This is a genomic window from Xanthomonas arboricola pv. juglandis (genome assembly GCF_001013475.1).
GTDB classification, from domain to species: domain Bacteria; phylum Pseudomonadota; class Gammaproteobacteria; order Xanthomonadales; family Xanthomonadaceae; genus Xanthomonas; species Xanthomonas arboricola.
This window is the reverse complement of sequence record NZ_JZEF01000003.1, coordinates 344,358-367,825: the sequence shown is the minus strand read 5'-3', so window position 1 is coordinate 367,825 and position 23,468 is coordinate 344,358. Positions and strand designations below refer to the sequence as shown.

Annotated in this window: 15 protein-coding genes and 1 pseudogene; 2 read left to right on the top strand and 14 right to left on the bottom strand. The window is 66.3% G+C overall.

Translation table 11 applies throughout. From position 1 onward, the window contains the following. Nucleotides 1-124: 124 nt before the first annotated feature. The 8 genes from XARJCFBP2528_RS12430 to XARJCFBP2528_RS12395 form a co-directional block, all read right to left on the bottom strand. A complete protein-coding gene (locus tag XARJCFBP2528_RS12430) occupies nt 125-1,417 on the bottom strand; it encodes an adenylosuccinate synthase (protein ID WP_016903917.1) in 1,293 nt (430 codons plus the stop codon). A 445-nt stretch (nt 1,418-1,862) separates the two neighbouring features. Further along, nucleotides 1,863-2,000 carry a DUF2065 domain-containing protein gene (locus XARJCFBP2528_RS12425; protein ID WP_230673929.1) on the bottom strand — a complete coding sequence of 46 codons (138 nt, stop codon included), beginning with the start codon at nt 1,998-2,000 and terminating at the stop codon, nt 1,863-1,865. A 395-nt stretch (nt 2,001-2,395) separates the two neighbouring features. Further along, a complete protein-coding gene (locus XARJCFBP2528_RS12420; protein ID WP_016903920.1) occupies nt 2,396-2,860 on the bottom strand; it encodes an REP-associated tyrosine transposase in 465 nt (154 codons plus the stop codon). Between the two features lie 409 nt (nt 2,861-3,269). After that, complete coding sequence (hflC, locus tag XARJCFBP2528_RS12415; RefSeq protein ID WP_016903921.1) at nt 3,270-4,133, bottom strand: protease modulator HflC; 864 nt, start codon at nt 4,131-4,133, stop codon at nt 3,270-3,272. Beyond that, entirely contained in the window at nt 4,133-5,272 is a 1,140-nt protein-coding gene (hflK, locus tag XARJCFBP2528_RS12410; RefSeq protein WP_016903922.1) for an FtsH protease activity modulator HflK, read from the bottom strand. The genes hflC and hflK overlap by 1 nt, the downstream gene beginning before the upstream one ends. Before the next feature lie 786 nt (nt 5,273-6,058). Continuing rightward, on the bottom strand, nt 6,059-6,445 hold the full coding sequence (pilH, locus tag XARJCFBP2528_RS12405; RefSeq protein ID WP_016903923.1) for a twitching motility response regulator PilH: 387 nt from the start codon (nt 6,443-6,445) through the stop codon (nt 6,059-6,061). Nucleotides 6,446-6,830: 385 nt separating this feature from the next. Continuing rightward, nucleotides 6,831-7,727, bottom strand: coding sequence for a DnaJ C-terminal domain-containing protein (locus XARJCFBP2528_RS12400; protein WP_016903924.1), 897 nt, complete (start codon nt 7,725-7,727; stop codon nt 6,831-6,833). A 140-nt stretch (nt 7,728-7,867) separates the two neighbouring features. Further along, nucleotides 7,868-8,344, bottom strand: a complete 477-nt coding sequence (locus tag XARJCFBP2528_RS12395) for an Hsp20/alpha crystallin family protein (RefSeq protein ID WP_047124746.1) — start codon at nt 8,342-8,344, stop codon at nt 7,868-7,870. 162 nt (nt 8,345-8,506) lie between these two features. Here XARJCFBP2528_RS12395 and XARJCFBP2528_RS12390 point away from each other — a divergent pair, with 162 nt between their 5' ends. Together XARJCFBP2528_RS12390 and XARJCFBP2528_RS12385 are read left to right on the top strand one after the other, a co-directional pair. Continuing rightward, on the top strand, nt 8,507-8,989 hold the full coding sequence (locus XARJCFBP2528_RS12390) for a peroxiredoxin (protein WP_016903926.1): 483 nt from the start codon (nt 8,507-8,509) through the stop codon (nt 8,987-8,989). Nucleotides 8,990-9,032: 43 nt separating this feature from the next. Next, the gene (locus XARJCFBP2528_RS12385; protein ID WP_016903927.1) at nt 9,033-9,593 is read left to right on the top strand and encodes a ferritin-like domain-containing protein; all 561 of its coding nucleotides are present in this window, start codon (nt 9,033-9,035) and stop codon (nt 9,591-9,593) included. A 269-nt stretch (nt 9,594-9,862) separates the two neighbouring features. On the opposite strand, the gene pbpC is transcribed toward XARJCFBP2528_RS12385, so the two are convergent. The 6 genes and pseudogenes from pbpC to XARJCFBP2528_RS12355 all read right to left on the bottom strand — a co-directional run bounded on the left by pbpC (nt 9,863) and on the right by XARJCFBP2528_RS12355 (nt 23,278). After that, nucleotides 9,863-12,283, bottom strand: coding sequence for a penicillin-binding protein 1C (gene pbpC, locus XARJCFBP2528_RS12380; RefSeq protein ID WP_016903928.1), 2,421 nt, complete (start codon nt 12,281-12,283; stop codon nt 9,863-9,865). A 111-nt stretch (nt 12,284-12,394) separates the two neighbouring features. Next, nucleotides 12,395-13,171 carry a CPBP family glutamic-type intramembrane protease gene (locus tag XARJCFBP2528_RS12375; RefSeq protein ID WP_172641691.1) on the bottom strand — a complete coding sequence of 259 codons (777 nt, stop codon included), beginning with the start codon at nt 13,169-13,171 and terminating at the stop codon, nt 12,395-12,397. A 131-nt stretch (nt 13,172-13,302) separates the two neighbouring features. Next, nucleotides 13,303-14,250, bottom strand: a complete 948-nt coding sequence (locus XARJCFBP2528_RS12370) for a glycerophosphodiester phosphodiesterase family protein (protein ID WP_039510344.1) — start codon at nt 14,248-14,250, stop codon at nt 13,303-13,305. 156 nt (nt 14,251-14,406) lie between these two features. Further along, complete coding sequence (locus XARJCFBP2528_RS12365) at nt 14,407-17,550, bottom strand: TonB-dependent receptor (protein ID WP_047124745.1); 3,144 nt, start codon at nt 17,548-17,550, stop codon at nt 14,407-14,409. Between the two features lie 208 nt (nt 17,551-17,758). Next, nucleotides 17,759-18,225, bottom strand: a pseudogene (locus XARJCFBP2528_RS12360) (REP-associated tyrosine transposase). Nucleotides 18,226-18,376: 151 nt separating this feature from the next. Then, a complete protein-coding gene (locus XARJCFBP2528_RS12355; protein WP_016903140.1) occupies nt 18,377-23,278 on the bottom strand; it encodes an alpha-2-macroglobulin family protein in 4,902 nt (1,633 codons plus the stop codon). Nucleotides 23,279-23,468 lie beyond the last annotated feature (190 nt).

Below are 23,468 nucleotides of genomic sequence, written 5' to 3'. Positions count from 1 at the left end.
GGATGATCCGCCGGAACAGTGCGTGCAGGCACCGCCGGAAGTCATGGCAAATCTCAGCAATTCTCAAATGCCAACGGCCCGGACAAGCCGGGCCGTTGGACGATGCCGCGTCGGCGTCAGCCGATCAGGCGAACGGGTCCTGCAGCACCATCGTGTGGTCACGATCCGGACCGGTGGAGACGATCGAGATCGGGCAGCCGGCCAGTTCTTCCAGCGCGCGCAGGTAGGCGCGGGCGGCGACGGGCAGCTTGTCCCACTCGGTGATGCCGTGGGTGTTCTCGGTCCAGCCCGGGAACTCCAGATACACCGGGGTGCACTCTTCCCAGCCCTGCGCGTCCAACGGAGCGTATTCGGTGCGCTTGCCGCGGTATTCGTAGGCGATGCAGACCTTGAGCTTTTCCATGCCGTCGAGCACGTCGAGCTTGGTGATGCACAGGCCGGAGATGCCGTTGATGGCCACCGCACGCTTGAGCGCGACGATGTCCATCCAGCCGCAGCGACGCGGGCGGCCGGTGGAGGCGCCGTACTCGGCACCGCGGTCGCGGATGCCCTGGCCCACTGCGTCGTCCAGCTCGGTCGGGAACGGGCCGCCACCCACGCGCGTGGCGTAGGCCTTGGCGATGCCCAGCACGTAGTCGATGGCGTCAGCGCCCACGCCGGTGCCGGCCAGTGCGCCGCCGACGGTGGTGTTGGAGCTGGTGACGTAGGGATAGGTGCCGTGGTCGATATCCAGCAGCGCGCCCTGCGCGCCTTCGAACAGCACGCGCTTCCCTTGCTTGCGCAGGTCATGCAGGATGCCGGCCACGTCCGACTTCATCGGCTGGACGTACTCGCCGAAGGCCAGTGCTTCGTCGAAGGTCTTCTGGAAGTCCACCGCTTCCACGCCCAGATACTTGGTCAGCACGAAGTTGTGGTAATCCAGCGCGGTGCGCAGCAGTTCTTCCAGCTGCGGCGGGTAGTGCAGGTCGGCGATGCGGATACCGCGGCGGGCGACCTTGTCTTCGTACGCCGGGCCGATGCCGCGGCCGGTGGTGCCGATGGCCTTGCCGCCGGCGGCCTTCTCGCGCGCCTGGTCCAGGGCGATGTGGTACGGCATGATCAACGGCGCGGCCGGGGAGATCTTCAGGCGCGAGCGCACTTCCACGCCGGCGCCTTCGAGCTCGCTGATTTCCTTGATCAGCGCGGCCGGGGAGATCACCACGCCATTGCCGATCAGGCACAGCGCGTCGTCGCGCAGGATGCCGGACGGAATCAGGTGCAAGACGGTCTTCTTGCCGTTGATGACGAGCGTGTGGCCGGCATTGTGGCCACCCTGGAAGCGGACGACTGCACCGATCTCTTCGGTAAGCAGATCGACGATCTTGCCCTTGCCTTCATCGCCCCACTGGGCACCGAGCACGACAACTGACTGACCCATGACGGGTGAACTCCTGAGTTTTGCTGCGGCCATCGGGGCCGCGGGATGGGACCGGTTCACGGCTGGCGGCGCCGCCTGGCGCGCGGCTCCATCGGGGAGCGTTGCAGCGGCGCGTGAAGCCCTGACACGGAAAAAGCCGAACGAGGTGCCCTGTGTGAGCGTGCCCGGCCGGCTTTTGTGCATTATCCGGGTTTCCGGTGACGCGCACTACCCCTGGCGGACGGCGGATCGGGGGCGGGTCAGGTTGCGGCTGGCCGTCGGTTACGCGGTGCTCGGAGCGCTGCCGGCCCCTAGGGTCCCTAGGGCCCCTAGCCTGGAAGATCACCGTAGCGAGAATCCCAATGGCTCATAGGAGCGCACCTGGGCGCGATAGGCATTCCCGGTGAAGCCGTCGCGCCCAGGTGCGCTCCTACGCTGACCGTTGCGCTCGGAATGGACCACCCACTCAGTGACGCACCACCCACAGCGCGATCGCGCCCAGCACCAGGGTCACACCGCCGATGGCACGCAGTTGGGCCGTGGGCAGGCTGAACAGCTGCTCGACCATCCGCTTCCAGGCGGCGGGCGCGGCGAACAGCAGCAGGCCTTAGATGACGAAGATCAGGCATAACGCGGACAGGAACTCGTGCATCAGCAACACCAGGACAACATGGGAGCTGCAGTGTGCCCGGTTCGGCAGCCCGACACGCACCGCGTAGGAGCGCACCTGGGCGCGACAGGCATTCCCGGTAGAGCCGGTCGCGCCCAGGTGCGCTCCTACGCGGCAACGTAGCGAGCCTAGTCAAACCTGCAGACCGCCCAAAGCACCATCGCCCGATCCACGACGGGCACCCCCCGACAAACCCACACCGTAGGAGCGCACCCGGGCGCGACGGGCATTCCCGATAAAGCCAATCGCGCCCAGGTGCGCTCCTACCGGGCCAACCGCGGCAAACGGTGGGCGCGCAATAGTTGTGCTCGCAGCTCGAAGCTCGAAGCTCAGAGCCAGATCGCGTCCCAGAACGGATAATCACCGATGTGGGTGACCAGCCCGCCCCGGAGTGGATTGGCGATGAGGTAACGCGCGGCTGCGTGCAGGTCGTCGTCTTTGCGCAACGCGTGGTCGTGGTAGCTGCGGCTCCAGACCGGTGCGTGATGCTGCCGCTGATCGTTCACCGAACGCGCTGCGCACGCTTTCATGCGGGACACGGCGTCGGCCAACGAGGTGACGCTCCCCAGCTGCAACAGCCAATGTGCATGATCCGGCATCAACACCCAGGCCAGCAGCCTGGCATCGCGAGGCGTTGCTGCGGTGAATGCCCGGCAGGCGGTTGCTGCAAGCAGAAAATCTGCGAATACGGCGCGACGCCGCCATGTCGTGGTGGTCAGCAGGTAAACGCTGTTGGGCGAAGACTGCCTACCGCGGCGCAGCGCGCGATGCCCTGGAGAGTTGGTGTTGGCCATGGCGCGATGCTGACGGCCTTGGACCACGCGGGATATCGGCGGTTGCCGCGTTCTGCACTAGGGGGAATCCATATGGCGACTGATTGTCAAAGGCAATCAGCGGGGTCCGCCGGTAAGGCCCGTCGCGCCCGGGTGCGCTCCTACCGGGCCGAGTCTGGCCAACACGACGGGAAAGGCGTTCCAGGCAGCTACGGATTCCGGACATACCCATCGGCATCGCAGTGCACGAAAGACCATTCGCTCGATCATCGGCCACATGTGCCGTGCGTAGGAGCGCACCCGGGCGCGACGGGCAGCCCCGGTAAAGCCGGTCGCGCCCGGGTGCGCTCCTACAGTGGGCGCGCGGCAGTGACAGGCACATACGACAACGCCCGCATCACGCGGGCGTTGTCGATTCAGCGCAGAGCGATCAACGATCGCTCTTGAGGTATTGCAGGAACGGGTCGTTCTTGTCCAGCACCACCACGCCGTTGCCGTCGGTCATGGAGCCGCGATAGGCCTCCAGGCTGCGGTAGAACGCGTAGAACGACGGATCCTTGGAGCCGGCCTGGCCGTAGATGCGGGCCGCGTCGGCATCGCCTTCGCCGCGCAGCTTCTGCGCATCGCGCTCGGCATCGGCCACGATCACGGTGGACTCGCGGTCGGCCTGGGCGCGGATGGTCAGGGCCTGTTCCTCGCCTTCGGCGCGCAGCTTGCTGGCTTCCTGCTTGCGCTGGGCGCGCATGCGCTCGTAGACGTCGGTGATCACCTGGCTGTCGGTCGGCAGGTCGATCTGCTTGATGCGCAGGTCGGTGATCTGCATCCCTAAGCCCTTGATGGCGCCGTTGATGCCCTTGAGCTGGTTGGCGATCAATTCGCTGCGGTCGCCGGAGACCAGCTGCTGCAGGGTGCGCGAGTTGATCTGGTTACGCAGCGAGTCGGTGATGATCGGGGCCAGGCGCGAATTGGCGACGGACTCCTCACCACCGGTGGCGCGATAGAACGCCCGCACATCGGAGATGTAGCCGATGGCGAAGAAGTCCACGCTCACGTCTTTCTGCTCGGCGGTGAAGTAACGCGCCGGGGCGGTGTCCAGCACCTGGAAGCGGCGGTCGAACACGCGCACCGATTCCACCACCGGGATCTTGAAGTGCAACCCGGGCTTGAGGTCGGCACGCACCACACGGCCCAGGTTGAGCACCATGGCGGTCTGGTCCTCGCGCACCACGAACACCGAGCCCATTAGGGTCAGCAACACGGCGACGATCAGGCCGATGACTAGCGAATTCTTCATTATTCGGTTCCCTCGCGGCCGGTCGGGCGCGGGCCGCGCTCCGGATTGCGGATGCTCTCGCTGCCGCCACTGGTTTGCGGCGGATTCAACAGCACATCCTGCGGCACCATCGACGGCATACCACTGTTGCCCGCAGCGCCGCTATTGCCTGCGGACTTGCTGGCGTCGGCCGGCAACGGCACATAGATGACCTGGCGGCCATCGCTGCCGATCACCTTGCGGTTCTCCGACAGCACCTTCTGCACAGTTTCCAGCCACAGGCGCTTGCGCGTGACCTCGGGGGCGTTGGCGTACTGCTCCTGCAACAGCGTGAAGCGATCGGCGTCGCCCTCGGCCTTGGAGATCACCGCCTGCTTGTAGCCTTCGGCGCCGGTCCGGGTGCGCGCACCCTGGCCGCGCGCCTCGGGCACCACCTTGGCGGCGTAGGCCTGGGCTTCGTTGATCAGGCGCTCGCGCACCTGCTGGGCGCCGTTGACCTCGTCGAAGGCCGGCTTCACTTCTTCCGGCGGACGCGCGTCCGGCAGGGTCACACCGGTGACGGACAGACCCGTGTTGTAGGCATCCAGTGCCGCCTGCAGGCGGTCCTTGGAGGCGATGGCCAGCGGGCCGCGATTGTTGAGCACGGTATTGAGGTCGGAACGACCCACCTGCTCACGCACGGCGCTTTGCGCGGCCTGCTCCAGCACCAGATCGGCATTGCGCGAACCGAACAGGTATTTGCGCGGGTCGCTGATCTGGTACTGCACGTTGAGCGAGACGTTGACGATGTTCTCGTCGCGGGTCAGCACCGGCACCTGGTTGCTGAAGGTCTTGATCTCGGTGGCGTTGACCTTGCGCACCGACTCGACCGGCCAGGGCAGCTTGAAGTTGGGGCCGGGCTGCAGGATGCGCGAGAACTGGCCGAAGCGCAGCACCACACCGCGCTGCTGCTCGCCGATGAGCTGGAAGCTGGAGAACAGCACCATCAGCACCACCGCGACCAGAATCCAGCGCCCCACGCCGCCATCGAACAGCTCCTTCAACGGGGCGGGCAGATTGCCCCAGCCACCACCGTTGCCACCACCGCGCGGGCCCCAGGATCTGCGACGGTTGGGGTCCGGGCCGTCTCCGCCCTTGTTGCCGGGTGTGTTCCAGGCCATGCACGCTCCATGATCGAGGGGCTGTGCGGGCCAGTCCCGCAGTGCCGCCGTGTTGTGTGATTCGATGATTCTACTAGATGGGGCAGACCGACCGTTTTGAAAGGCCCCGATTGGCGCATCCCGGTTTAGCCGCTGGGGTGGATCGGGCGGCGACGCATCGGGCGACGGCAGGGCCCGATCCGGTCCAGGCGCGTGTCGACGCGATCCCGGGGGCCGGAAAGGCGCGCATGTGCTGACCTTGGTGTTCGGGGTCAGGCAAGGAAGGAGGTGAGCGGCCCTCGATGCGCGTTGCTGCCGGTAGCCACGTGATGCTCGCTGGTGCAGGGCGCCTGTCGGTTTAGCGATTCCACGCCGGGCGAAGCTGGATCAAGCAGGACCACGGCCAGGTTGCGCAACGGATGCGTTGCCAGTGAGTTGTTGATGCGCGTGCGCCGGAAGCGCGCTCGCCGTCGGGACGCCTTCCGCATGTCGCGCCGCAGCGCCGCGCCTGGAGGCCGACACGCATCAGACGCGCGTGGCCTGGCAAGCAACCGGACCTGCATGCAAGCAACCTGCCGCCCGCGGGCGATCGGGCGGAACGCAACCGTTGGCCTGAGAGCACCCACGTGCAGATGGCAAGGTCACGCAGTTGGTTGTGGCATCAGCCCCGGGTGGCGAGTGGCACTGCCCAACGCGGTCGAATGCGGCCCCCTGCGCATGCCTTCGTCGATCGCACCAGCCGCGGTCAGCGCCGGCTTGTCGCACCGCGGAGCGAACCTGCGCCCCGGTCGCACCTCGCCGGCGCGCTTAGACGGTCGGCGGTTCGTCTTTCTGGTTGAACACGCGCTCCATCACTTCCAGCAACTCGTCTTCGGAAAACGGCTTGGTGATGTAGGCGCGTGCGCCCTGGCGCATGCCCCACATGCGATCGGTGTCCTGGTCCTTGGTGGTTACCAGGATCACCGGGATGTGCTGGGTGGCCGGCTCGCGCTTGAGCGTGCGCGTGGCCTGGAAGCCGTTGAGGTTGGGCATCACCACATCCATCAGCACCAGATCCGGCAGCGAGGACTTGGCCGCTTCCACGCCGGCGGCACCATCGGTTGCGGTGATGGTTTCGTGCCCCAGCTTCTCGACGATGCGCTGAATCCCCAGCAGCTGCGACGGCGAGTCGTCGACGATCAGAATGCGTGCCATGTGTTTCCCCTAGTGTGCGCGGCGAGTGTAGTGCGCCGGCCGCGCTTTCGGTAGCTGGGCCAGGCGGTGCGCCCGGCGATGCTGTTGCGAGGTATTGATCCGGTGGCGCGTTGCTGTTGCCCTGGTCAACGCGTACTACGTTGCACAGGGGCAACTGGATTCAACAGCGTCGCAGAAGGTCGTTCACCGCTGCATCGCGTGCATGCTGCCCTGCCCTCAATCCTTCACCAGAGCAGAGGCGATTGCTCCCTTCTCCCATCGGGAGAAGGTGGCGCGCAGCGCCGGATGAGGGGACGGCGGCGATTCAACCGCGCAGATCGACGTTCACTGGCGCACCACCTGCCTGCCGAACCCTCACCTCATCCCCGCGTCGACCCCACGCGGCCTACACCGATTCGCCGAACGCCTTGGCCAGGTTGCGGTAGGCCTTCTTCTGCGCATCGTCGGTGGGGGCCGGGGCCAGGATTTCCAGCTCCACGATCTGGTCGCCCGGCGTGGTGCCCGGCAGGCCGCGGCCGCGCAGGCGCAGCTTGCGCCCGGCGTCCGAGTCGGCCGGCACCTTCAACTCCACCGACCCGCCCAGGGTCGGCACGCTGATGGCGGTGCCCAGTGCCGCCTGCCAGGGCATGACCTGCAGGGTGTACAGGATGTTGCGCCCGTCCACCTCGAACTGCGGGTGTGCGGCGTATTCGATCTCCAGCAGCAGGTTGCCGCCGCCGTTGCCCTGCCCGCTCAGGCGGATCACCTGGCCGGGCTGCACGCCCTTGGGCACGCGCACATCCAGCTGCTTGCCGTTGATGGTGATGCGCACGCTGTCGCCCGCATACACCGCTTCCAACGGCACCGCCAGCTTGGCGCGGGTATCCCCGCGCGCCTGCGAACCGGCGCCCGCACCAGGGCCGGCGCCCGGGCCACGCGGACGGCCCCCGCGCTGGCCGGCGAACAGGCTTTCGAAGAAATCGCTGAAGCCGCCACCGGCGCCGCCGTTGCCGAACACTTCCTCGTAGTCGTAGCCCTGCCCACCGCCGTAGCTGGGCGGGGCCTGGAACTCGTCGCCCGGGCGGAAGCCCTGCGCCTTGAGCTGGTCGTAGGCCTTGCGCTTGGCCGGGTCGCGCAGCGCCTCGTAGGCTTCGTTGATCGCCTTGAACTTGTCTTCGGCGCCGGCCTCCTTGCTGACGTCGGGGTGGTACTTGCGCGCCAGCCGGCGGTAGGCGGTCTTGATCTCCGCATCGCCTGCGCTGGGCTCCACGCCCAGCGTTGCGTAGTAATCCTTGAATTCCATCTAATCACCTCTGAAAAAAACGGCCCGCAGCCGAGGCCACGAGCCAGTCATATCGCAGCCGGGCGGGCAACCGCACCTATTCTACGGTGCGGTTGCCGCCGGGAAGCGAAGCATGCCGCTCCGCTCCAGGTTTTGCTGCCTTACTGCACCGTATTGCCGGCCGGGTCCTGGCCGTTGCCGACCTGGATACGGCGCGGGGTGGCCGCCGGGCGCTTGGGGATGCGGATTTCCAGCACACCGTTGTGCCCGGTCGCGGTGATGCCGTCGGGGTCGGCACTGTCAGGCAGCGCGAAGCGGCGGTGGAAGCTGCCGTAGCGGCGCTCGATGCGCGAGAAGCGCTCGGTCTCGGTGCTGGACTCGCCCTTGCGCTCGCCCTTGATCGACAGGATGCCCTTGTCCATCTGCACCTCGATCTGGCCGGGGTCGATGCCCGGCAGGTCGGCATACAGCACGAAGTGGTTGGCCTCTTCCTTGATGTCCACACGCGGCACCCACTGCGCGGTCACCACCGCCGATTCGTCGGTCTCGCCGTTCTGCTCGAAGAAACGGTCGAACACGTGCTTGATCTCGTTTTGCAGCGCATGGGTGGGCCACTGGGGATAACGAACGATGTTCATTGCGAGCCTCCAAAAGGTTGGGTGAGGGGCCGGCTGCCGCGGCGCGCGCCGTTGCGCCGGCCATGTGCGTCAGATAGGCGTGCCGCTGCGGATTTCAAGCGCGTTGACGCGCTTTTCCCTCGCCCCTTTCTAGACTTCGTTCAGCCGCAGGAGCCCAGCCCCATGACCATCCACGTTGGTGACCGCATTCCCGAAGTCGTGCTCAAGCGCCTGCGCGAGGGCATCGAGGCGGTGGACACCCACAGCCTGTTTGCCGGCCGCAAGGTGCTGCTGTTCGCGGTGCCGGGCGCCTTTACCCCGACCTGCTCGGCCAAACACCTGCCGGGCTATGTGGAGCACTTCGACGCATTCCGCAAACGCGGCATCGAGGTGCTGTGCACCGCGGTCAACGACCCGTTCGTGATGCAAGCCTGGGGCCGCAGCCAGCTGATCCCCGACGGCCTGCACCTGCTGCCCGACGGCAACGCCGAACTGGCCCGCGCACTGGGCCTGGAGATCGACGCCAGCGGCTCGGGTATGGGCCTGCGCTCGCGCCGCTACGCACTGTATGCCGACGACGCCGTGGTCAAGGCCTTGTTCGTCGAGGAACCCGGCGAATTCAAGGTGTCCGCCGCCGATTACGTACTGCAGCACCTGCCCGATTGATGCATTGATTCCCCCCAACCACTCAGAAGGAAACCGGCCAGCCATGTCTAACCAGCCAGCCAAGCAACTCCCCCAAGGCATCACCGATACCGCCACCTTGCGCAGCCGCGCACGCCAGAGCATCGAAGACGGTGCCATCACCGAGAGCTACCACGCCGACCGCGAGGCGGTGATCGAGCTGCTCAACACCGCACTGGCCACCGAATACGTGTGCACCCTGCGGTATTACCGCCACTATTTCATGGCCAAGGGCATGCTTGCCGACGCGGTCAAGGGCGAGTTCCTGGAGCATGCGCAGCAGGAACAGGCGCACGCACACAGGCTCGCCGAGCGCATCGTGCAGCTGGGCGGCGAACCGGATCTCAACCCGGACACGCTGACCAAGCGCTCGCATGCCGAATACAAGGAAGGCAGCGACCTGCGCGACATGGTCAAGGAAAACCTGATCGCCGAGCGCATCGCCATCGACAGCTACCGCGAGATGATCGATTTCATCGGCGACAAGGACACCACCACCAAGCGCATCCTGGAAGACATCCTGGCCCAGGAAGAAGAGCACGCCGACGAGTTCGCCGACCTGCTGGAAGGCTGGATCGGCGAGTAAGCCGAGCGATTGCAATGCAGCGATGCGTTGCGATCGATGATCGGTATCGACATCCACAGTGACGTTGAAAGTTGAAATCGACTCGATGATTTAAGCAAACAGGGCGCCTTGAGCGCCCTGTCTGTTTTGTGTGCCGTTGGATGGTGTGTGGTTGCCTGCTGCCGTAGGAGCGCACCCGGGCGCGACGGGGCATCCCCTGTAACGCTTCATCGCGCCCAGGTGCGCTCCTACGAGTGTGTGCACGCTGGTCGGGCGCAGCACGTGCCCAGTCAGCGCAATACGCGAAAGCGCAGCTGCGTCCAGGCACCGTCGCTGGCCATTGCGGTGAGCGTATGCGTGCCGACCTCGGCAAATTCGCGCTGAAATCCCTGGCGTCCGTTGGTCTGCGCGATCCAGCGGCCGTCCAGCAGCCAGTCGATGCGCGCGTCGCTGCCCAGGGCACGCAGTTGCAGGCGCACCGGACGCGAGGTGGCGTTGGCACGCGCCAGCGTGGCGCGATCGCTCAGCCCGTCGATACGCAGCACACCGCCACCGGTCATGCGCCCATCGGGCAGACAGTCCCGCGCAAGTGGCGGCAGTTGCGCAGCATTGCGCTCGGCGGCGCTGAGCCAGGGCGAGACCAATGCCGGCCAGCGCGCCACTGCATGCGGCACGCGTTCATGCGCCTGGCTGCACTCCTGCGACAGCCGCTGGCCGCTGCGCGCATCCACGTCGAAATGCAGCTGCCCGCTTTGCCATAGCCGTGCGTCGCGCTCGGCAAAGGTGGGCGGCACTGCGCCATCGAGCACGTAGGCGTCGGCACGGCGTGCGCATTGCGCCGGCGGTGTCTGATCGGCCGCGCCGCCGAGCGGCCAGCAGATGTCCAGCGCCTGCACGGTGGCCGGCATCGGCACCGGCGCGCTATCGCCGGCGCTGCGCGGTAAGGCATCGATGACTTCGAACATCAGCGGCAGCGCGGTGACGGCGCCGTACTGGCCCGGCAGCGGCGTACCGTCCGGACGCCCCACCCACACCCCGACCGTGTAACGGCGCGTGCCGCCGATCGCCCAGGCATCGCGGTAGCCGTAGCTGGTGCCGGTCTTCCAGGCCACGCCCGGGCGCGTGGCGGTGTCGAAGGTGCCGCTGCCGTACCCGGGGCGCGGATTGCTTTGCAGGATCTCGCGCACGATCCAGGCCGCACCCGGCGACATCAGCCGGCGCTCGATGCGCGGATCGTCCGGCGTATAGCGCACGCGCCCGGCGATGCCGCCGCGATTGAGCGCCGCAAATGCACCGACCAGTTCCTGCAATTGCGCGCCTGTGCCACCCAGGATCAACGCCAGATTGGGCACGCTGCCGTGCGCAAAGCGCAGCTCGATCCCGGCATTGGACAGCCGCGCGGCAAACCGCGCCGGGCCGATCCGGTCGAGCAGGTCCACCGCCGGCACGTTCAGCGACAACCGCAACGCCGTCGCCGCGCTCACCGGCCCATTGAAGGCCGCATCGAAATTGCCGGGCCGGTAGCTGCCAAAACTCTGCGGCGCATCCACCAACAGGCTTTCGGAGTGGATCAACCCATCGTCCAACGCCATGCCGTACAGGAACGGCTTGAGCGTGGAACCGGGCGAGCGCCAGGCCTGCACCATGTCCACATGCCCCAGCCGCTTGCGATCGCCGAAGCTGGCCGAGCCCACGTATGCGCGTGCTTCCATGGTGGTGTTGTCCACCACCAGCAATGCCGCGGAGGTACGCTCGGGCAGCTGCGAAAAGTATGTCGTGACGCGTTCTTCCAGGGTGCGCTGCAGCTCCACATCCAGCGTGGTCACGATGCGTGCCGCGCGCGGTTGCGCGCTATGCAGCCTCTGCGCGAGCAGCGCCGCATGCAACGGCGGTTTGAGCGAGCGCGTCACCACCGGCTCGATCCGCGCATCGTCCACCTGCGCGCGCGACCACACGCCCAGCTCCACCATGCGATCGAGCACCTTGTCGCGCGCGCGTTGCGCGGCCTCGGGATGGCGATCCGGGCGCAGGCGGCTGGGCGATTGCGGCAACACCGCCAGCAGCGCAGCCTCGGCCTGCGACAAGGCCCTGGCCGGCTTGCCCAGGTACGCCCAGCTGGCCGCTTCCACGCCTTCGATGGTGCCGCCATAGGGCGCACGCTCCAGATACAGCGTCAGAATCTCGCGCTTGCTCAGGTGCGCTTCCAGCTGCAGCGCGCGCAGCAGCTGCTTGGCCTTGCCCCACGGCGTGCGCGTATGCGGGTCGAGGATGCGCGCCACCTGCATGGTCAACGTCGAACCGCCGGAGACGATGCGCCCCTGCCCGATCCACTGCCCGCCGGCACGCAGCAGGCCCCACGGGTTGACTCCGGGATGGCGCCAGAACCAGCGGTCCTCGTAATTGAGCAGCGCCTGCAGATACAGCGGCGACACACTCTGCGGGCTGGCCGGATAACGCCACACCCCGTTGCGGTCGGCGAACGCGCGCAGCGGCGTGCCATCGCGTGCCACCACCAGCGTGGAGGTGTCCCGTGATTTGGGCAGCGGCAGTGGGAAGGCCAGGTCCAGCAGCAACACCGCAGACAACAGTGCCACGGCGCTCCAGCGTAGCCCCGTCAACCAGCGCCGGCCACGCCGAGCCACACCATCGTCGCCAGCGACGCGTTCCTGCGTCTGGTCGATCCTTGCCTGCGCGTGCTGCTGCTCATCCATCCTGCCAAGGATGCAGGGCAAAACGCATTTCGGCCACCATCGCGCGCGGCAAGCTGCGGCGTTGAGCGATCAACGTGACTGTACGCTCCTGCTTGCGCGACGACAGGTGCGCTAGCCCACCACGTCCGCGTGCGGCGAGCGACGCGGCCTTACGAACAGCCGCAGCAGCCCCATCGCCAGGAATACCGCAGACAGGCGCAACGCAATGCCGAGCCAGCCGCTGGCGGCCGAATCGGAGACCGCAAAGACCGTCCAGGCCGCGTTGAGCGAGACATGCAACACCCAGCCGCTCCAGATCGTGTAGCCATCCTGCGCGTCCACGATGGCAAACAGCAGCGCACCGATACCGGTAATGGCGAAGATCAACAACGCCTCGCCACCTCCACCGCCAGCCCCGAGCCAATGCACACCGCCAAACACAACCGCCTGCACCAGCGCGACGATTGCCGGACGCCAGGCCAGCGCACGGCAGGCAAAGACGAAGCCGAAACCGCGAAACACGATTTCTTCCGCTAGCGGAAACAGCAGCGCCAACCAGAGCAGGCCAAGCAGATCGTCGGTGCCGACCGAGCTGGACTGCGTCCACAGCCCCAGCCAACACGGCAGTGTGGCCAGCAACGTCAGCGCCGGGCCGCGCAAGCCGTTCCAACGCAACCCCAGACGCGCCGCGAGCTCGCCTGGCATGCCAGGACGCAGCAACGCCGCTGCGACGAGCACGACCACTACGCTGAGCAGATTGTCGAGAATCCCACCGCCGTAAGGGACCGGAATTTTCGGGATTGGAAAACCGAGGGCCTTGGCGACATCGCGCACCTGCAGCGCGACCAGCAGCACCAACAACCAGACGACATGCGGTGTGAGTCGGCGCAGGGATGTATCGAGCGGCATGCAGACGTCCTTGCGTGCAAACGAACGCTGACTATAACGGCAACACCACCGACGCAGTTCTACGGATCACATTGCGCGGCGACATCCGCTCCCGTCGCAGGCCAGCTGCATGCGGTGATGCAACGCGACGCTCACCGCTGCTCCAGCGACGCGCGATAGCGCAGCAAGGCTTCCGGCGCATCGGTCTGGATGATGGAAATGCCATCGCGGTGCATGCGGCCCCAGACCTTGTCCGGATCGCGCTCGGCATCGGCGTCGCCGCCATAGCCGGCAATGAACCCTTCCCACAGCGAGTTGACCATCAGCCGCACGTTATGTGCCTTGCTCACTGCAACCAACGCCGGCAATTGCGCTGCTGTCATCTTGGGCAGCTCGAACGCGACCGGATGCGCGTTGCGTGTCTGCGCAGTGGCGATCGCGGCCAGGTCGGCAGTGCCATGGGCGTTGATCAGGATCGGGAAGAAATACACCTTGTCGAACGGCAGCATCGCCGCCAGTGGCGGCGTAGCGATGCCGGCTTCGGCCTTGACGATCACCTGGTGCTGCATGCCGGCACGGGCAACCGCATCGACCACCTGCACGTAGATCGCATCCTTGACGTCCAGGTTGAGCAGGATGTGGCCCTTGGACCTGGCCAGCATCTGCTCGAGCGTGACCACGCGTTGATCGGTCAGCGGTGCCTGCGCGCCACCTTCGTCGCTGCGCAGCCGCAATTTTTGCAGGTCGGTCAAGGTCAGCTCGGACAGCTTGCCGGTGCCGTCGGTGGTGCGGTCCACGGTGGCGTCGTGCAGCATCACCAGAGTGCCGTCGGCGGCGCGGCGCACATCGGTCTCCATCACGTCGGCACCGATGGCGATGCAGCGCTCCAGCGCGGCCAGCGAGTTCTCCGGTGCGCTGTCCTTGAAACCATGTTCCGGTGCCGGCGCATGGCAACCGCGATGGGCCACCACCACGATGCCGCCGTCAGGATTGGTCAGCCGGGCCTGGATTGCAGCCACGCCGGTGGGCGCCGCGCTCGCATGGGTGGCCAGTGCCGCGCACAGCATGGCCGCGACGGTGGCGGCAGTACGTAAGGTCATCGAACAACTCCGCTTGAAGGGATTAACAGAACTATTGCGTGTCGGTCAGGTAGGCGCGGCGGGTACTCAGCATGGCGCCTGCCAGGTGCACACCTTGATTTCCACGCACCGCGCGCACTTGCCTGAGCTCTGCTCGTCATGCCAGCTTCGCCGCGCCTAGAACGTCGGCGTAAAGCGCAGACCGAACCAATACGTCGTGGGTACCGAATAACTGTCCTTGAGCAGGTTCTGCCCGGGGCCGGTCACGCTGGTGATGCGGCTGTGGGTGAGGTTGCTGACCTGGCCGATCAGGCTGAGCTGTTTGCTGATCGCATAGGTCGCGGTGAAATCCAGCTGCGAACGCGGCGACCAATACAGGTCCTGCCAATCGATATTGCTGACGATGGCACGCAAGGCCTTGCCCTGACGATTGTAGGCCGCGCGCAGCTCCAGCCCGCCGGTGTTGTAGAACAGCGTGGCGTTGGCGGTGTAGTCGGGCTGCCCGACCAGGTTGTCGAGCTTGCGCTCGCGCTGGCTCACATTGCTGCCGCTGCCAACGCTGTAGGGCACATCCAGGCTGCCATCGAGCACCGCAAAATTTGCACTGAAACCGACCCCACTCAGCCACGGCGCGATCGGCGCCAGGTTGTTGACGATGCCGTTGAACTCCACCCCGCGGATACGCGCCTTGGCGGCATTGGCCGGCGTGCTGATCAGCGCGTTGGCGTAAGTGGTGCCGTCGAACGTGAAGCTGTCGGTGCGCGAAAGCGTAAAGATCTCGTCCTGGATGCGCTTGTCGAACACGGCCGTGGACGCGAACGCGTCGAAATCGCCAGGCAGGCGCCATTCCAGCGACAGATCCAGGTTATTGGACACGCGCGGCTTGATGTCCGGGTTGCCGATGGTGACGGTGACGCCTTGCGCATTCGGGTTGCCGGCATCGGCCGTGTTGACGAAGCCGATCGAGGTGCGCGCCGCATACGCATCGTATGGCGGGCGGCCGAGCGTACGGCTTGCGCCGGCGCGCAGGTCCAGTGCATCGGTCAGGTGGTAGGTCATGATGGCCGAGGGCAGCAGATAGTGGTAATCGGCACTGGTCGGGTTATCGACATACACATAGCGGTTGGTCGCGGCATCCAGCTGCCGCTGGCGACCCACCGTATCGAGCCTGGTGCTGTCGAAATGCAGGCCGCCCTGCACATTGAAACGCTCGCTGCGGTAGCTGACCAGGCCATAGCTGCCGAAGGTCTTTTCGGTATGGGTGAAGTTGTCCTGATTGCTGAAGGCCTGCTGGTCGGTGCTGTTGAACGCGCTCAGTGGCGTTGCAGCCAATGCGCGATTGGCCTTGTCTGGATCGATGGTGATCAGGTTCAAACCGGCGTAGCGCATCGGCGCCCGGCCGGTACCCGCAACATCGGCCAAGCCAAACGCCGGCGCACTGGTATTGGGCTGATACTCGACGCGATAGATGTCGTAGGACGGTTTGTCGGTGGTGTACGACACGCCTGCGGCAAAGCCGATCCCCTGATCGCTCTCGCCCTGGTTGAAACCGTAATCCAGCCGGCCGGTGAGGATGCGATCGGCCGCAGTGCGTTTGTAGTCCGGGCGCCAGTACGACAGGCTGTAGTTGCCCAGGTCGTTGTAGGCCTGCGGCGACACCCCGAAGCGCTGATCGAAGCCGGAGGTGTCGTAGTTGAATGCGTAGTTGGGCGTGGCATTGATGGTCACACCGCTGCCGGTCTGGCCCAGCGCTACCGGTGCGGCGCGGGTGATGCCGGTGGCGTACTTGATCATGCGGATCGGCTCGTCGTAGGTCGCGTCCGACCACGCGCCGCGCGCGGAAAACTGTTGCCGATCGGTCGGCCGCCAGATCGTGCCCAGCTGCGCGACCTTGGTGCGCGTGGTGACGATCTGGTTGGAATAGCCCACCTCGATGTCGCCGCCGGGATAGCTGCCGGAGGTGGCGGTCTGATTGAACACCTGGCCACGGTTGCGCGGGTCGATGAGGACCTCGTTGCGCTCCATATTGTCCTTGAAATAGTAGTAGCCGGCCGTCGCATAGGCTTCGAGCGCGGCACTGGGATGCACTTCGAACTTGCCGGTGACGCCATAGCGGTCGCGCTGGTTCTGCACGTACCAGTACTTGTCCTGCTGCGGCACCGCCCAGCCATTGCCGAGGTTGGCGCCGGTCTGCAGCACGCCGTTGTTGTCGTAGAACCCGTAATGCACCGTGTCGGTGGTCATATGGGTTTCGGTGTAGCTGCTCAGCGTCTGGTAGTTGGCCGACAGGGTGACCCCGTACTGCTGCTCGCTGCCGAAGGTGCGGCTGCCGGTGGCGTTCAAGCGATAGCCGGGGTCGTCCTGGTCGCGCGGCTTGCCGACATCGTTGGCGTGGCCCAGCGCGGCTTCGGCACTGAAGAAGGGCTTGCCGCCGTTTTCGAAGGCGCTGCGCGTCTTGAGGTTGATCGCCCCGCCCGTTGCGTTGGGGTCCAGGTCGGGTGTGAAGGTCTTGACCACCTGCAACTCGCTGACCATCGATGCCGGCAGCAGGTCCAGACGCACCCCGCGGGTGATCGAGCCAAGCGTGCCGTTCGGCGTGCCGGGCGAGGCAATGGTCAGCCCATCGATGGTGACGTTGTTGTAGGACGGGCCCAGGCCGCGCAAGACCGGGGTGGCGGCCTCGTCGCGCGGATGCTCGTTGTCGGTGGCCGGCAATACCGACAGGCCGGGCACGCGGCGCAGCGCTTCGACGATGGTGCTGTCGGGCAAGGCGCGCACATCGGTGGCGCTGATCACATCGGTGATATTGGTTGCCGCGCGCTTGCTTTCCACCGCGGCGGCATTGGCACGGCGCACGCCGGTGACCTGCATGGCATCGAGGGTCTGCACGCCGGTTTTGGTGGTGGCCGATGCGTCGCTACTGGATGCCTCGCCTTGTGCCGATGCAGGCAACGTGGGCGCTGCAGGCGACGTGGACGATGCAGGGGATGCAGGGGATGCAGGGGATGCAGGGGATGCAGGGTCTATGGAATCAGCGGATGCATCTGCTGGCAATGAAGAACGTTGCCTTGCAGTCGCAACTTCGGCCTTGGGTGTGGTTGCCTGGTCATTATGAGCTGTAGCTGTAGCTGTAGCTGTAGCTATAGCTGCGCTCGCTGATGCGCCCGCGGTCGCGGTCATGGCCGCAACAGACGTTTGAGCTGAAGCGTCGACTGGACTGGCCGCCCACTCGTGGGCGCATGCCTGCGAGGCTGGCGAACACGCCGCAATGGCAACGGCGAGAGCGGACAAGTGCAAACGGTACGAATCGGAGCGCTGCATGGAATCCCGAGATCGCGCAGCGGGAATGCCGCGCCTGTGAGAAAGCACGCCACCGTAGCCAGCAAAAATGACCCTTGCGTGTCGCTGGCATCTCATCGATAAGACAGTGCGCAACGATGTCGCCGTAAGCGAAGAAGCGCTGGCGTAGGAGCGCGCTTGCGCGCGATGGGGCTTTCCCGGTGACGCCCGATCGCGCGCAAGCGCGCTCCTACGGCAGCCAGATTGCATCCCGGAATGGATAGTCGCCGACCCGCTCGACCAGCCCGGCGCGCAGCGGGTTGGCGATCAGGTAACGAGCCACGATGCGCAGATCGTCGTCCTTGCGCAGGCCGCGGTCGTGGTAGGCCCGCGCCCAGACCACGTCGGGCATCCTGCGTTGCTGGTTGACCGCACGCGTGCTTGCCGCCTTCATGCATGACACGGTCCGCGCGAGCGGAGTGACATCGCCTAACTGCACCAGCCAGTGGACATGGTCCGGCATCGGCACCCAGGCAAGTAACGTGGCATCTTCTGGCAGCGCGGCGATGAACGCGCGGCATGCTGATGCGGCCAGCTGAAAATCGTCGAATACACGTCGCCGCTGGCAGGTTGTTACGGTGAGGAGATAGCAGCAACTGCCAGCGAGCGCCGGCCACGACGAAGCGCGCGATGTCCTGCGGAAGTAGAGTTGACCATCGATGCATGCTGGCCCAGCCACGCAAACGCTTGCATCGGAGTCGGACACTCGCTTCGGTGAGAAAACCCCGAACGTAGGAGCGCGCTTGCGCGCGATGGGGCGTTACCGGGAAAGCCCCATCGCGCGCGAGCGCGCTCCTACCTTGTCGCCTTACGGCTGCACCACCGTCAGCGTCGCTGGCGTGCTGCGCCCCACGCCGCGCAGCTCGGGGCGGTACATGTCTTCCACCAACGATGGCGGCACCGTGTAGGTGCCCGGGGTGACTGCGCGCACCAGGTAATACAGCTGCGCCTTGCTGCCCGAGGACAGCGCCAGCGCGGCCACATAGCGGTCGTCGCGGAACTCTTCGTGCTTGACGTCGGCGGCGCTGGAACGCTCGCTGATGCCGATGCCGTCCACCACCACATCGGCCCATTGCTTGGCATCGCCGAGATTGAAGTTCTCGATCTCCAGGCCGGCCGGCAACAGGTCGGTCAGCAGCGCGTCCGGCATGTCGCTGTTGGCGGTGATGGTGACGCGCACGATCAGCGCTTCGCCTTCCTTCAATGCACGCGGGGTCCAGGGTTTGCCGTCGGTGGTGTACCAGCTGCGCTCCACGCTGAGATTGCGCGTGTCCGGCTCCGGTGCGCTGCGCGGGATGCCGGCCACTTCCAGGCTGGCGTACATCGGTGCCTCGCCCTGCGGTGCGAACTGCACGCCGCGCGCCAGGGCGGCGCTGTCGAAACTGCGCCCGAACAGGCGTGCCGGCGCAATCTCCTGCGTCTGGCCGCCAACAGTCAAGGTGCCGGACACCTGCTTGCCCTGGCCGACCATCAAGGCCTTGCCCAAGCGCGCCAGCGCCACCTGCTCCTGCGTGCTCAGCCACAGCCAGCCGGTGGCGCGGCGTGCATCCAGCGCGCGGCCCAATGCCACTGCGCGGGTGTCGTAGTCGGGCTTGGACAAGCCACGCTCGTGCAGCAACGCCATCATCAAGGCATCGTCGCGGATCGCGCTGCCGTAATCGGCGAGGTACGGCGGGCGCTCGCTGCTGTCCTTGGCAAAACCGGCCTTGATCGCCGCCTGCCCACGCTTGGTGTCGCCCTGCAGCGACAACGCCGCGCCCAGATGCACCAGCGACAAACCAGTCAGCGCCTTGTCGCGCTGGTTGTCGTAGAGCGCGCGCAGCGTGCCCAGCGGGGCGCGGTTGACGCGTGCCAGCACATAGCCGGACCAGGCCTGGTTGGCGAACTTCAGGCTATCGCGGCGATCCTGCCCGTAGAACTCGTTGCCACCGGACAGCAGATCCTCGCTGAGTCGATTGAGCGCCTTCTGCAGCACGTTGTCGGGCACCGCAAAACCGGCGTCCTTGGCGTCGAGCAGGAACTCGGCGATATACGGGGTCAGGCCCGGATTGACGTACCCGTCGTCGCCCCACATCGAAAAATGCCCGCTGGCGATCTGCATCGAGGCCAGGCGACCGAATGCGCCTTCCATGCGCTCGCGGCGCTTGCCCGCCTCCAGCCCCTTGGTGCCCAGCGCCCTGGCGGTGGCATCGTCGAGCAAGAGTGCGGCGTAGCCCTTGCTGGTGGTCTGCTCGGCGCAGCCATACGGATAGTCCAACGCCCCCTGCAGGGCGCTGGCGAACGGAATCGGCGGCAGCGGGCTGACCACCATGCGCGCGGTCACCGAGCCGGCCATCAGGCCATCGGCAAAGCCGCTGTCCAGGGTGATCGGCGCCAGCGGATCAAGCACGCGCGTCTGCGCACGCAACACCTGCGGCCAGCCCGCACGCACCGGCAGGTCGTAGCTGCGGTCGGCCTTGAAGCCGTTGCCGTCCACACGTACGCGCACCTTGGCCACGCTATAGCCTTCGGTGGCGCTCAGCGGGAAGCTCAGCGTCTGCTTGGCATCCACACCAAGCTTGACGCTGCGCGCCGCCTCGGCGATGGCCAGCGGGCCGATCCCGTCCACGCGCACATTGAACTCGCCCGGTTTGCCGGTGAAGTTCTGCACATCCAGCGTCACCGTGCTGCGGTCGCCCGGCGCCATCACGCGCGGCATGCTGGCCTCGGCCAGGATCGGGGCGCGCACCACGGTTTCCACCGCGTGGTTGCCGAACCGCGTATCCGAATACACCAACGCCGACACCCGCAGCGTGCCGTTGAAATCCGGCACCGGCAGTTGCACGCGCGCATTGCCCTTGGCATCGAGCTTCACCGAGCCGGAGAACAGGTCCACGGTCTGCACGCGCGCGGTCGGGCGCTTGGCCTGCGGCAAGGCTTCCAGCGCCATGTCGCCGCCGAACTTGAGCTTGCCGCTGGCGCCTTCGAAGCTCTCGATCACGCGGCCATAGATGTCGTAGGCATCGGTGCCCAGACGACGCTGCGCGAAGAACTGCGCGTTGGCATCGGGCACCGGGAAGCGGGTGATGTTGAGGATGCCCACGTCCACCGCCGAGATGGTCACGTGCGCCGCCTTGCCGGCCAGCTCGGGCACGCTTACCGTCACCGGCAACGCCTGCTCGGGGCGCATCTGCTTGGGCACAGCCAGGCCCACCGCCACGCGTCGCGCCTTGCGGTCCATCGGCACATACGCCACACCCACCGCACGCGCCGGGGTGATCTTGCTCGGCGCACTGCCGCCGCGGAACACCAGCGCGGTGACGTAGACATCGTGGCGTTCCCACGCGTCGGTCACCGGGATTTCGAAGCTGCTGCCCGGCTTGACGTCGATGTCCTGCACGTACAGCAGCTTGTCGCTTTCCACCAGCAGCACGCCCTTGCCGGCATGCGGCGGGGTCAGCGTGACGGTGAGCGTGTCGCCGGCGCGATAGGCGGTCTTGTCCAAGGCCAGCTTGACCTTGTCCGGGCGCGCATCCAGGCCGCGGTTCTCGTCGTTCCAGCTCCAGCCGGCGCGAAACGGGTAGCGCGTGGTCAGCCCGGTGGCCGGGTCGAACACGTCCAGGCGGTACTCGCCCCACTCCACCGGGACCTCGAGCTTGGCGTTGCCGCCGGCAATGTCGAGCGTGCGCGTGTCCTTGTTCTCGAAGCGGCGGGTGAAGTCGTAATCCCAATGGTCGTCGGTGTAGTTCCAGTGGTAGTCGCGCAGCTCGCGCACCAGCGTGGCCTTCAGGCCCTTGGCCGGTTGCGGCTTGCCATCGGCATCCACGCGGGTGATTTCGAAGCGCGCGGTGCCGTTGGCGTCGGTACCGTCCTTGTCGTCGAACAGGGGGCGCACGCCGACCAGCGCCTTGGCCGGCCACAGCACGCGCTTGACGCTGCGGGTGACGGTACGCCCGCCGGTCTCGTACACACTGCCCGAGACCACCGCCGCAATCGTGCTGACCGGCTTGGCTTCGGCAGGCAGCGCGATGTCTTCGCGCAATACGCCATCGCTGCCGAACTCGGTGTCGATCACGTCCTTGGCGTCGCGCGGGAGCTCCAGCGTGGGGTCGCCGAAGAACCAGCCCGGCAAGGACTCGAGCGGATGCTGCTCGACGCTGACCGCAAGCTTGGCGGTGAAGCGGTTGCCATCGGCCGGCGCGCCATACAGATACGCGGCATTGGCGACCAGCGTGAACGGCTGGCCGGCGCTCAGGGTCTTTTGGGTGCTGTCCAGATCCAGCTTCATGCGCTCGGGCAGGAACTCTTCCACGCGCACGGTCATGCCCTGCACGGCGTCCTTGCTGGCCGGATCGGTGCGGAATTCCACCTGCCAGCGGCCGGTCGGCGCATCGGCCGGAATCTGCTGGCTGAACTCGAAATAGCCCTGCTCGCCCGGCTGCAGCTTGGTCTCGCGGAAGGTCTTGCCGTCCGGTTGCTTGAGGCGCAGGAATACCGGTTGCGGCTTGGTCGGCTTGCCGTCGTTGTCGCGCAGGATCGCCGACACGCGCATGGTCTCGCCGGGGCGATACAGGTCGCGGCCGGCCCAGGCGAACACGTCGAACCAGGCGCTCTCGCGCCCGGCCACTGCGAATTCGCTCAAATCCAGCGCCGGCTGGTTGAACGGCAGCACCGAGATATCGGTCTTGCTGCGCGCCACCAGCACGTGGCCGGCATCGAGCGTGTAGTTGAGCAGCGCATTGCCGTTGCCGTCGGTGGCGCCCTTGAGGAACAGCTCGCCCTTGGCATCGAGGACGCGCACTTCCACGTTCTTGATCGGCTCGCCGCTCTGCAGCGAGGCGGTGTGCACGAACAGCTTGTCCTTGTAGGCGCGCGTGTGCAGGCCGATGTCGCTGACGGTGAAGAACGCGGTGTCGAAGCCATTGTCGAAACTGCCGGCACGCTTCATCACCGCAAAGTACAGGCCCGGCTCCTGCAGTTCCTTGATGTCCTGCGTGGGCAGGTAGGTCAGCACGCGCTCGTTCTGCTTGCCGCCGAGAATGAAACGATTGACGTAGACCGGGTCAGCCAGCTTGGACAACGGCTGCTTGTCGTTATATTCGCTCTCCAGCTCCCAGCTGCCGCGACGACCGCCGCGCTGGAACTGCTGGAAGAACGCCGGCAGCGACTTCTCGCGCACGCGCAGGAACTCCACGTCCACTTCCGGCACGTTGACCGACACCACCGGCAGACCGCGGCTCTCGCGTGCCGGCAGCACGCTGCCTTGCGAAGCGAACCCGGCCACTGGCTTGAGCGCGCCGGTGTAGACCTTCTGCTTGAACGGCTTGCCCAGGCGGCTGCCATCGGCGGCCAGCAGGTTGGCGTCGACCAGCACGGTGTAGTCCTTGGCCGCTTCCACGTACGGGTAGCGCAGCGTCTTGCCGTCGTCGGACAGCGTCCAGCTGCTGTCGCCGGTGCCGACCTTTTCCTCGAAACGCACCAGCGCATCGAAGTCCTGCGTGCCCACCAACGGCCGCGAGAATTCCAGCGCCAGCGACAGGCCGTCGCCGGTCTGGTCGGGATAGGCGCGCGCCAGCGCAAAACCGGTGATGGCCTGCTTGTCGGCCTTGATCGCCTCGCCAGTGGCGGCAGGCAGCTGGCCGCTTTCGTTGCGCTTGCACGCCACCGCGCCGATCGCCACGCCCAGCAAGACCACCCACAGCAACATGCGCCGCGTGCCCGACCACTTCATCCCTGATTCCCGGCTGTCCATTCGCACTACCCGATGACTGAGGACGTAAGTATAGCGATGCCGTTCATGTCACCGATGGCGGCATGAGGCGACGCGGGGACTTGCCGATGGGCGGCGATGACGCGCCACCGGGCCAGCGCTGCGATGGCACCTGCGCGCTCGACCAACGGTGAGCGCAGTGGTTTGACGG